This window comes from uncultured Pseudoalteromonas sp. (assembly GCF_963922945.1).
Taxonomy (GTDB): Bacteria; Pseudomonadota; Gammaproteobacteria; order Enterobacterales; family Alteromonadaceae; genus Pseudoalteromonas.
The window spans coordinates 1-11258 of record NZ_CAWUKC010000107.1 but is presented as its reverse complement, the minus strand read 5'-3'; the positions used below and the strand labels follow the sequence as shown (position 1 = coordinate 11258).

The following is an 11258-nucleotide window of genomic DNA, read 5'->3' as shown; positions in this document are numbered from 1 at the left end:
AGCGGTCAGCGGTCAGCGGTCAGCGGTCAGCGGTCAGCGGTCAGCGGTCAGCGGTTAGCGGTTAGCGGTTAGCGGTTAGCGGTTAGCGGTTAGCGGTTAGCGGTTAGCGTAAAATATAAATACAACCTAACTCGAAATCAAAGTTATTAATAATAAAAAACGCGATTTAAAATCGCGTTCTCTTTGGTAGCTTTTCTACTGAGCGCTGATAGCTTAAAACTGACAGCTCAAAAGCACGTCGGGTTTCGCTTCGCTGAACCCAACCTACATTACAGCCCTAGCTCAGCCATAAAGTCATCATCGGCATCATCTTGTTCTGCTTCTTTTGACTTAGCCTTTGCTTTTTGTGCCTTTTGCTTGGCTTCGTTTTCAATAATATCATCTGGGTCTATAGCCTCTACAATGTCGAAGTCGTGAAGTTTAATAAACTCTGTTTTATCCATTGCCAGCTCTAGGTAAAAGATATTTTGGTTGCGCGTAGTAAAGGTTACGCGGCGTGCTTGTGGGCGGTCCATCGTGGTATCTACAGAAATTTGCACTTGTTTATTAATCGCCATCATTTTTGGCTGATTTTGCGTAATAGAGGTATGCAATTGCTCGCGCACTTTAGAGGTAAAGTCACCGACTATTTGGTTCATCAGCTCGCCCATTACATTTGAAACATCGTCTGATAAATGGCTGTGAGCAATTTCTTCTTCTGGCATGCCCATGTTACGCATGTAATCGCCGTAAATTTCCATTGCCGCTTGCGCTGTAAAATTAGTGACTACCAGCCCTGTAAAGCCACCATCAAATAATACAAAACAGCCAATATCTGGGCGCATACAAGTGCGCGTTATTTTTTGCACCATAGCCGAGTAGCTAATTTCATTATTGCTGGCTGATGATAGTACCCCTGTTACTGAATGACACAGCGTTGCGAGTATATCGTCTGTGCTAATTACCTTACTTTTGCTCATTTAATCTTCTCTTTTGTACTTATTATTCATAATTCTAGCCAAGCTACTGAATTTATCACTGACTATCCAGTATAAAATGTTAAAATAGTGCCATTATTTTTAAAGAGACTGCCTTAGTGACTATAAAAGACAGTATTTACGCCTCTGAGCAACAAGTAAAAGATTTTAGCTTTGACCAAAATGTGGTTGAGGTTTTCCCAGATATGATCCAGCGCTCGGTGCCAGGCTATGCAACCATAGTCAGCACTATGGGTAAATTGGCCGGAGAATACGCGCAAAGTAATTCAAACCTTTACGATTTAGGTTGCTCGCTTGGTGCGGTTACCCTAAGCATGCGCCGTAATATTCGTACCGACAACTGCCATATTATTGCTGTAGATAACTCACAAGCTATGGTTGAGCGTTGTAAAGTGCATTTACAAGGCTTTAAGTCTGACGTGCCTGTTAGCGTAACTTTAGGCGATATTAACGAACTTGAAATTCAAAATGCGTCGGTTGTAGCTATGAACTTTACTTTGCAGTTTATACCGCCTTCGCAGCGCCAAGCCGTGCTTGAAAAAATTTACGCAAACTTAAAACCCGGTGGCGTACTGCTCCTTAGTGAAAAAATTAAAGCCGAAAACGAGCAATGCGATAACCTATTAATTGATTTGCACCACGACTTTAAACGCCACAATGGCTACTCAGAGCTTGAAATAAGCCAAAAACGTACAGCCATTGAAAACGTGATGCGTCCCGATACGCTAAGCACTCACTTTAATCGTTTAAGCGACATTGGTTTTAGCCAAACGCAGGTGTGGTATCAATGTTTTAATTTTTGCTCAATGATTGCAATTAAATAAAGAGAGTGACTTATGTCTCAATGGTTTAACCAATTTTACGCAGCAATTGCACAAAGCCCGCTTAGCCACTGGCTAGAAACCCTGCCCGCTCAATTAAAGCATTGGCAAAACGAGGCAAGCCATGGCGATTTACCAAAATGGCAAAAAGTGCTTAAAAACTTGCCAGAAGTAAAAACAACCCACGTTGATATTGCCACTAAAGTAGAAATTGGCGCACCGGGGGAGATGAGTGAAGGCGAGCAAAAACAAGCCACGCATTTATTAAAGCGCATGATGCCTTGGCGCAAAGGCCCCTTTACTGTACACGGTATTGAAATAAACACTGAGTGGCGCAGCGATTGGAAATGGGACCGTCTGCTTCCTCATATTGAGCCACTAAAAGGCCGTACAGTATTAGATATAGGTTGCGGCTCTGGCTATCACTTATGGCGTATGCGCGGTGAAGGCGCTGAATTTGTGGTGGGTATTGACCCGTCTGATTTATTTTTATGTCAGTTTCAGGCTATAAAACACTACAACCCAGACGAAAACGTACACTTATTACCGCTTGGTGTAGAGGCCCTACCCGAGCTTAAAGCGTTTGATACGGTGTTTTCGATGGGTGTTTTGTATCACCGACGCTCACCAATTGATTTTTTAGCGCAGTTAAAAGCGCAGCTTCGCCCTGGTGGCGAGTTAGTGCTTGAAACCTTAGTGATTGAAGGCGATGAAAACACCGTACTTGTACCGACCGACCGCTACGCAAAAATGCGTAATGTGTGGTTTATTCCAAGTACAGCTGCACTCAAACTGTGGATGGAGCGCGTTGGTTTTAAAGATGTACAAATAAAAGATTGCGCAATTACTACGCTTGATGAACAACGTAAAACTGACTGGATGGAAAACGAATCGTTAGTTGATTTTTTAGATCCAAACGACACCAGTAAAACCATTGAAGGTTACCCAGCACCACTTAGAGCTATTTTAACTGCAAAAGCATAGCTGTTAATTTAACGCCTTTAATTACTAAAAAAACGCCTGCGGGCGTTTTTTTGTTTATTTAAACAACAAACAGCGGACAAGTGTCCTTGTTAATTATTTCAAAGCTATATTTGAGCTAGCCGCGCAGTTGCAATTGTTGTAAAATACGCGCGTTTCTAAGCTATCGAAAAGCAACCCCAAGCAATTATTTGAGGAAAACCTGTGAGCGAACAAAAACAGTCATTAAGCTATAAAGATGCGGGCGTAGATATCGACGCTGGTAATGCACTTGTTGAGCGTATTAAAGGCGTAGTTAAAAAAACGCGTCGTCCAGAAGTAATGGGCGGAATTGGTGGTTTTGGCGCTCTTTGCGAAATTCCAGAAGGTTACAAACAGCCAGTACTAGTGGCAGGTACTGATGGTGTAGGTACTAAACTACGTTTAGCTATCGACTTAAAAAAACACGACACTGTGGGTATTGATTTAGTTGCAATGTGTGTAAACGATTTAATAGTACAAGGCGCTGAACCCCTGTTTTTTCTAGATTACTATGCAACTGGTAAACTAGATGTAGACACAGCGGCCGATGTAGTAACCGGTATTGGTAAAGGTTGTGAGATTTCGGGTTGTGCCCTAATTGGTGGCGAAACCGCTGAAATGCCAGGTATGTACGATGGTGAAGACTACGACATGGCCGGTTTTTGTACCGGTGTAGTAGAAAAATCTAAAATTATTGATGGCACAAAAGTAGCAGCCGGCGATCAACTTATTGCCCTTGCCTCTAGCGGTCCGCACTCAAACGGCTTTTCTTTAATTCGTAAAGTGCTTGAAGTATCAAACGCCGATACGAACCAAGTTATTGACGGCAAAACACTAGGCGAGCACTTACTAGAGCCAACCCGTATTTACGTTAAGCCTTTACTTGAGTTATTTAAGCAAGTAGACGTGCATGCCCTATCGCATATTACTGGCGGCGGCTTTTGGGAAAACATTCCGCGTGTATTACCTGATTCTGCAAAAGCAGTAGTTAAAGGCGATAGCTGGGAGTGGCCAACCGTTTTTAACTGGTTACAAGAAAACGGCAATATTACTACGCACGAAATGTACCGTACATTTAACTGTGGTGTAGGCATGGTATTAGTAGTACCAGGCGATGCGCTAGAGCAAAGCTTAAGCATTTTAAAAGAGCTTGGCGAAAACGCATGGCACCTTGGTGAAATTCAAGATGCTGTTGCCGGCGAAGAGCAAGTAGAAATTGTAGGTGGTGCTAAGTAATGGCACCCATTCGCTTAGTGGTATTAATATCGGGTAGTGGTTCTAATTTACAAGCCATTATTGATGCCTGCGAGCGCGGCGAAATAAACGGACACATAGCGGCTGTTATAAGTAACAAAGCAGACGCTTACGGCCTTGAGCGTGCAAAACAAGCAGGTATTGCTACAAAAGTGCTCAGTCACAAAGATTTTGACTCGCGCGAGGCCTATGATGCGCAATTAATGAACGTTATTGACTCTTTTATGCCAAATCTAGTTGTATTAGCTGGGTTTATGCGTATTCTTACTCCTAGCTTAGTGCAAAAATATGTTGGAAAAATGTTGAACATTCATCCATCTTTGTTGCCTAAGTATCAGGGGCTGAATACCCACCAAAGAGCAATTGATGCAAAAGACGATGTTCATGGCGTAAGTGTTCATTTTGTAACTGAAGAGTTAGACGGCGGTCCCGTTATTCTTCAGGCGCAAATACCTGTACTCAAGGATGATACAGCAGAAACATTAGCTAAACGCGTGCACGAACAAGAGCATATAATTTATCCTTTGGTGGTCAAGTGGTTCAGTGAACACAGACTTACTATGGAAGCAGATTATGCAGTTCTTGACGAAAAACAACTTCCTGCACACGGCGCGCACTACCCACAATAAAAAAATAAGTGCCCTGCTGTTATGTGTGGGCGCTTTACTTCCTACTAGCCTTATTGCAGGCGAATTAACAGAGTATCAAGCAAGCTATGATATTTTACGCAAAGGTAAAAATCATGGCGAGGCAGTACGTGAACTTAAAAAAGTTGGCGAGCAAACGTATCAACTTACTTATCACAGCAACATTGAGTGGATGATTTTCTCCGATGAGCGAGAAGAAACCTCTGTATTTACTTTTTTAAATAACAAAGTCACGCCACATCATTACAATATGGTGCGTACCGGCACCGGCCCAGATAAAGATTATAAAATAGACTTTGATACACAAAACAAAGTGGTAACCAGCAGCACTAGCAAATACCCGCTAAAATGCGAATGGACTGACGAGTTTCAAGATGCTATTTCGTATCAAGTGCAAGTACGCGAAGGCTTAAAAAAAGGCGAAACTTATTTTTCGTTTCCGCTTATTGATAAAAAAGGCAATCGCCGCGACTACAATTTTGAAGTGGTTGGCAAAGAAATGATTTCGTTGCCAATTGGTAACGTAGAAGCGATAAAAGTAAAACGTTTATACGATAATGATAAACGACAAGCGCTGGCCTGGTTTGCGCCAGAAATGGATTACATGCTAGTACGTATGTGGAAAGGCGAAAAAGGCATGGAGCAATTTGAAGTTCAAATGAATTCATTTACTGTTACCCAACCTGTTGCTACTCCAGTAAGCGAGACCAGCGAAGTAAGATCAGAAGCACCGTAAACACGGTGATAGCAATCACAAAAAACGCGATTTTAAATCGCGTTTTTTGTATCTGCTTTTGAGCTAGTTAAATTAGCTCGCCCATTTTAAATAACGCAAACTCCCCTGGCTGCATTTTTTTCCACCGCTCATCGTTGGTTAATGGCCGCGTGGCTATTACTGTGACTATATCGTTTGGTGTGGTTTCTTCATTAAAATCAACCACCATGTCAGCATCAATTAATGTAGCTTTACCAAATGGCGCACGGCGCGTTATGTAATGTAAGTTATTAGTGCAGTACGCTAATACAAATACGCCGTCGGTCAATAACATATTAAATACGCCTTTTTCACGCAACGTATGCGAAAGCTTTGCAGCGTATCTAAAAACAGCAGCCATATTTGAGGGACGCTTTGGGTATTTTTCACGGATTTTATCTAGTAGCCAACAAAACGCCAGTTCACTGTCGGTGTTGCCCACTGGGCGATAATATTGTGGTTTTAAATCGTGATAGTTAGATAACTGGCCATTATGTGCATAGGTGATCTCCCTTCCCCAAAGCTCGCGGGTAAACGGGTGGGTATTTTCAAGGCATACTCGACCACGGTTTCCTTGGCGGATATGGCTTATCACCGACACACTTTTAATGGGGTAAGCTTTTACCAATTTTGCAATCTCTGACTGGTAGCTCGGTTCAGGATCTTTAAAGGTTCTACAGCCTTTTCCTTCGTAAAACGTAATACCCCAACCATCTTTGTGCGGGCCGGTATTGCCACCGCGTTCTAATAAACCTGAAAAACTAAAACAAATATCCGTTGGTACGTTGGCCGACATGCCAAGTAATTCACACATTAATAAACTAACCCTTAAAAAGTACGTATAAATAGCGCTGTACTTTGCTGTGCGCTAATAAAGACATACTTACTTAAAAAAACTTTTTTGGCTAGCTGATTTACTGATTTTTAGCGCTTAAATAATCGCTATGACTGAATTAAACACAGCAGCGGCGCATACTTGTTCCTTATAAAGGGAATAATGATATGCAAAATAGCGAGTTTGTCGTTAATTTAACGCTGTAATGTACTTGAAACTTACGCTCACTAGCGCTACTCTAACTGAGGTGGTCTGACCTCTATTAAGGAATAAGCAATGACACTCATATTTACACTCGGTTTAATCGCACTGCTCAGCATCGCGATTTACCACAGAGCGAGTTGGAACACAGCACTTGGTGTTTCTGCCGCAACTTTATTAATTGGTACCTTTGCAGGTGCTTTTGGTTTAATTAGCTGGTTGATCTTTTTGATCATCGCAGTTCCTCTCTCTGTTACTGGCATTCGTCAGCAATATATAATCAAGCCGATTTTCACTACCTTTAAAAAAGTAACGCCAAGCATGTCTGACACTGAAAAGTCAGCAATCGATGCTGGTACTACGTGGTGGGAAGCTGATTTATTTTGTGGTAACCCAGATTGGAAAAAACTACACCAATACCCAGTACCAAAACTAACTATTGAAGAGCAAGCCTTTATTGATGGCCCTGTAGAAGTAGTATGTAGCATGTTAGATGATTGGGAAGCTACACATGAGCTTACCGATTTACCGCAAGATGTATGGCAATATCTAAAAGATAATAAATTCTTTGCCATGATCATCAAAAAAGAATACGGCGGTTTAGAGTTTTCTGCATTTGCACAATCATGTGTACTACAAAAGCTTACCAGTAAATCAACGCTACTTTCTTCAATTGTAGGTGTACCTAACTCATTAGGTCCAGGTGAATTATTACAGCACTACGGTACTGAAGATCAAAAAAATCATTATTTGCCACGCTTAGCGCAAGGCCAAGAAATTCCATGTTTTGCATTAACCTCACCAGAAGCAGGCTCTGACGCAAGCTCAATTCCAGACTACGGTGTAGTGTGTAAAGGGCAATGGAACGGTGAAGAAGTGGTCGGTATTAGCCTTACCTGGAACAAGCGTTACATTACCCTTGCCCCTGTGGCCACTGTACTTGGTCTTGCCTTTAAACTGCAAGATCCAGATGGTTTACTAAGCGACAACAAAGAGCCAGGCATTACCTGTGCACTTATTCCAACTAACACACCAGGTGTTGAGATTGGTCGCCGTCACTTCCCGCTTAACGTACCATTTCAAAATGGCCCAACCCGCGGTAAAGACATATTTGTTCCTCTTGATTACATTATTGGTGGCCCAGAAATGGCTGGCCAAGGCTGGCGTATGCTGGTTGAATGTTTATCAGTGGGCCGTGCAATTACGTTACCGTCAAACTCTGCCGGTGGCATTAAAACAATCGCAACAGCAACAGGTGCATACAGCCGTATTCGTCGTCAGTTCCGCTTACCAATTGGTAAAATGGAAGGTGTTGAAGAGTCACTGGCTAAACTTGCTGGTTACGCTTACAGCTCAGATGCAGCGGTTAGTATGTCAACAGGTGCTGTCGATTTAGGTGAAAAGCCATCGGTTGTATCAGCTATTATTAAATACCATCTTACAGAGCAAATGCGCGAGTCGACCATTCATGCAATGGATGTACTTGGCGGTAAAGGGATTATGCTTGGGCCAAATAACTATTTAGGCCGTGGCTATCAAGGTGCCCCTATTGCTATTACAGTAGAAGGTGCCAACATCTTGACCCGTAATATGATTATTTATGGTCAAGGTGCAATTCGTTGTCATCCATTTGTACTTACAGAGCTTGGGGCCTGTGAGATTGAAGACCGCGAAGAAGCGCTTAACGTATTTGATAAAGCGCTAATGGGTCACATTGGCTTCACTATGTCTAACCTTGTACGTACTAAGTGGCTTGCGCTTACTGGTGCACGTTTTACCAGCGTACCTTACAAAGACGAGACTGCAGAGTTTTACCGTATAGCATCACGCTTTAGTGCATCACTTGCCCTAATGTCTGACATTAGCATGGCAGTATTTGGTGGCTCGCTTAAACGTAAAGAACGTATTTCGGCACGTTTAGGTGACTTACTAAGCTACTTATACTTAGTGTCTGCAACGCTTAAACGCTATAACGACGAAGGCCGTAAACAAGAAGATTTAGCTTTAGTAAAATGGAGCTGTCAGGATCATCTTTACCACTGCCAACGTGCCCTAGCTGATTTAATTAATAACATGCCGTCTGCGCCATTACGTGGTGTATTAAAAGTATTGTTATTCCCGTTTGGTCGCCCGGTTCGCAAACCTACCGACAAACTTGAACATAAACTAGCACAAATACTACAAGTACCAAGCGAAACGCGTAACCGTTTAGCAAGCTATGTTTACTTAAAAGACGAGCCACTAAATCTTGTGGGCCGTCAAGAGCAAACACTTAAAGATGTACTTGCTGTAGAGCCGTTATTTGAACGAGTATGTAAAGAAAAAGGCGTTAAACTGCCATTCTTCCAACTAGATAAAGTAGCGCAAATGGGCCTTGAAGCTGGCATATTGAGCCAAGCAGAAGCTGATAAATTAGCCGCTGTAGAAAAAGCCCGTTTAGATGTAATTAACGTAGATGACTTTGACCCCGCTGATTTATTAGCAGGTAAAGCCGCACGTAAAAATGAAGACAGCAAAGCTGATGCCGCATAACCCGTTAGGTTAACGCAGCCAACAGCACGCCTGTTGTCATCATCCAAACCAGCGCATAATGCGCTGGTTTTTTTTGTGCGATAACTTGTTGCAATAAGCACCAAATAATACCTATTAACACCAATACATTATTTGTCAGATTGAATAAGATCATATACCCAATAAGTGCGGGCAATAACATAACTAAACTTGGGATAAATTGGCTAGCAAAAAAGGCTGTTTGCTTGTTCTGCATTTTAAAAAACACACTGTATTGTTGATGTATATGACTACAATCAAAGTGCAATGAGCTACTAAACAACACCAAATAGGCTAGTGAAACAATACTGAAAATAATAACTAAATCTGCTCGCTGTTGTAGCAACACCTGCGATACAACAAAGACGCACAGCAATAGAGCCCCTCGCCAAACTAAAGTCCAACTATTTTGCATAAAAAACATAAGCCAAAAGCCGGTAAGTGAGCTTAGCTCTAATTTAGCCGTAAAATTAAAAGGTACCATTAAGGTGCTTAAGGCAAATAACAGCACAAAGCCACACTGATAAGTTAGAGGAGTTACATCAGACGGTGCCATTAGCCATATTGCGGATAACAAAAACCCATAAACAAGCGCTAATGGTTTGTATAAACACAAAATGCCGAGGGTAAATTGTAATAGTATAAACACCAAAAAATGCGGCACCCTAAGCCACTGGTTTATGCTCAGGTCAATCGCGATAACAAGGCTTGCAATCAACCAGCCATTACTTAACAGCAAAAGCTTTATATCCATCAAACCAAGCCAATACCGCTTTACCAATATTTGTTGAAACGATCGTTGGCGGGAGTTTTTTATTGCGGACTTCATCGCGCTTAACATGACACTTTGTAGCAGCAAATACAGCCAAGCCATTTGCGCACCATATTGAGGAGCATCACTACTATCAATAATTTTTCCAAGCCCTAAAAATAGTAGCAATATTAAACCTAATATTGACGAGCCTAATACCACTAAAAATAACAACCCAAAGCTTTTCAGTTGCAACAGCAGTTGCATAAGTTCCGTTTTATATGCCTGAAAACGATAATCCATAAAATAACGGTATTGGCCAATTGACTGTTTTAAATTTGCAATCATAAAGGCATACACTCAAAGCCATGTTTAATTAATGGTGCCGGTTCGTGACAAGTTATAATTATTTGTCCGCTTGGCTTATCGATTAAGTACCTATCGAGTAAAGTTAATAAATACGCAATACTCGCTTGGTCAAGCGCTGCAGTGGGTTCATCTAACAGTAAGTAAGGTGCATCGCGCATAAGCGCTAAAATTAACTGACATTTCTTTTGATTACCTGACGAGAGGGCGTCTAAGCGCGTATTTAGAAATTCATTAAAATGAAATCCATCAACTATAGCTGTTGGCCAACGACAGCCAAATGTATTTGAGGATAAGTTAATTATTTGCTTTGCTGTTAAGAAGTCAGGTAAAGCAATACAGTCTGAGGCTATAGCAACTTGCTTATGTGGTTCGGTTAATGTGTTTCCAGAAAACAAAAGCTCACCACTTTCGTAAGTTTCAAGCCCCGCTAACATCATCAATAGCGTTGTTTTCCCATGGCCATTAGGTGCTTCGATGCATATTTTCGGTGCACAGAATCGCACGTTATAACCATTGTACAATATGTTTTCAGCGAACTGTTTATGTAATCCAATCACTTCAATCATAAAATATCCCTATAAGTAAGCGTGAGATTATAAATAAACTTTTATGAGAAACAAAACCCATCACCACAGCTCTAAAGCAACATTAACAGGAAAGTAATGCCGCTTTCTAATAACGATAAATCTTTTAGCAAAGTGAAACAGTATCAGGAGCTCTGAAAAAGCTTGTGTCATCAACAGCGTTTTTCTCTAACACTTCACTATATAGATAAGCTTTTTACATCTGCGGCGCTATCACTTAGCCTCAAGCCATATAAACAACCTCAAAGGACAACTTGAATTTTGATAACACGTAAAGCTATGAACAAAACCAAAAATTAAGCTATGTGTTTTTAATTCAAATCTACTACGGTTTACGTGTAAATTATGACTGTTAGCTGATAGCTGATAGCTGATAGCTGATAGCTGATAGCTAAAATTTATTTTATTCAGAAGTTTAAACAAGGAATTTATAAACTTGCTATTGAGGAAATAACAAGTGGCGGAGTGGACGGGACTCGAACCCGCGACCCCCGGCGTGACAGGCCGGTATTC

General features: G+C 41.5%; 10 protein-coding genes. 6 read left to right on the top strand and 4 right to left on the bottom strand.

Translation table 11 applies throughout. The features are described 5' to 3' along the window. Window positions 1-269: 269 nt before the first annotated feature. The gene (locus AABI99_RS16475) at window positions 270-959 is read right to left on the bottom strand and encodes a DUF3334 family protein (protein WP_338367167.1); all 690 of its coding nucleotides are present in this window, start codon (window positions 957-959) and stop codon (window positions 270-272) included. A gap of 116 nt (window positions 960-1075) precedes the next feature. Between AABI99_RS16475 and cmoA the strand changes: the two genes are divergently transcribed. The 5 genes from cmoA (at window position 1076) to AABI99_RS16450 (ending at window position 5437) form a co-directional block, all read left to right on the top strand. After that, window positions 1076-1801, top strand: coding sequence for a carboxy-S-adenosyl-L-methionine synthase CmoA (gene cmoA, locus AABI99_RS16470; RefSeq protein ID WP_338367166.1), 726 nt, complete (start codon window positions 1076-1078; stop codon window positions 1799-1801). 12 nt (window positions 1802-1813) lie between these two features. Beyond that, entirely contained in the window at window positions 1814-2782 is a 969-nt protein-coding gene (cmoB, locus tag AABI99_RS16465; protein WP_286246762.1) for a tRNA 5-methoxyuridine(34)/uridine 5-oxyacetic acid(34) synthase CmoB, read from the top strand. A gap of 201 nt (window positions 2783-2983) precedes the next feature. Next, a complete protein-coding gene (purM, locus tag AABI99_RS16460) occupies window positions 2984-4036 on the top strand; it encodes a phosphoribosylformylglycinamidine cyclo-ligase (protein WP_138579437.1) in 1053 nt (350 codons plus the stop codon). Next, complete coding sequence (purN, locus tag AABI99_RS16455; RefSeq protein WP_004588939.1) at window positions 4036-4683, top strand: phosphoribosylglycinamide formyltransferase; 648 nt, start codon at window positions 4036-4038, stop codon at window positions 4681-4683. Before purM ends, purN begins: the two co-directional genes overlap by 1 nt. A gap of 16 nt (window positions 4684-4699) precedes the next feature. Beyond that, window positions 4700-5437: a DUF3108 domain-containing protein gene (locus AABI99_RS16450; RefSeq protein ID WP_338367169.1), complete on the top strand. Its 738-nt coding sequence runs from the start codon at window positions 4700-4702 to the stop codon at window positions 5435-5437. Window positions 5438-5504: 67 nt separating this feature from the next. On the opposite strand, the gene AABI99_RS16445 is transcribed toward AABI99_RS16450, so the two are convergent. Next, entirely contained in the window at window positions 5505-6269 is a 765-nt protein-coding gene (locus tag AABI99_RS16445; RefSeq protein ID WP_338367165.1) for a class II glutamine amidotransferase, read from the bottom strand. 297 nt (window positions 6270-6566) lie between these two features. Here AABI99_RS16445 and fadE point away from each other — a divergent pair, with 297 nt between their 5' ends. Continuing rightward, on the top strand, window positions 6567-9023 hold the full coding sequence (fadE, locus tag AABI99_RS16440) for an acyl-CoA dehydrogenase FadE (protein WP_338367164.1): 2457 nt from the start codon (window positions 6567-6569) through the stop codon (window positions 9021-9023). Window positions 9024-9027: 4 nt separating this feature from the next. On the opposite strand, the gene AABI99_RS16435 is transcribed toward fadE, so the two are convergent. Both AABI99_RS16435 and AABI99_RS16430 read right to left on the bottom strand, forming a co-directional pair. After that, window positions 9028-10140: a DUF6136 family protein gene (locus AABI99_RS16435; RefSeq protein ID WP_338367163.1), complete on the bottom strand. Its 1113-nt coding sequence runs from the start codon at window positions 10138-10140 to the stop codon at window positions 9028-9030. Continuing rightward, window positions 10137-10727, bottom strand: a complete 591-nt coding sequence (locus AABI99_RS16430) for an ATP-binding cassette domain-containing protein (protein WP_338367162.1) — start codon at window positions 10725-10727, stop codon at window positions 10137-10139. Before AABI99_RS16430 ends, AABI99_RS16435 begins: the two co-directional genes overlap by 4 nt. Window positions 10728-11258 lie beyond the last annotated feature (531 nt).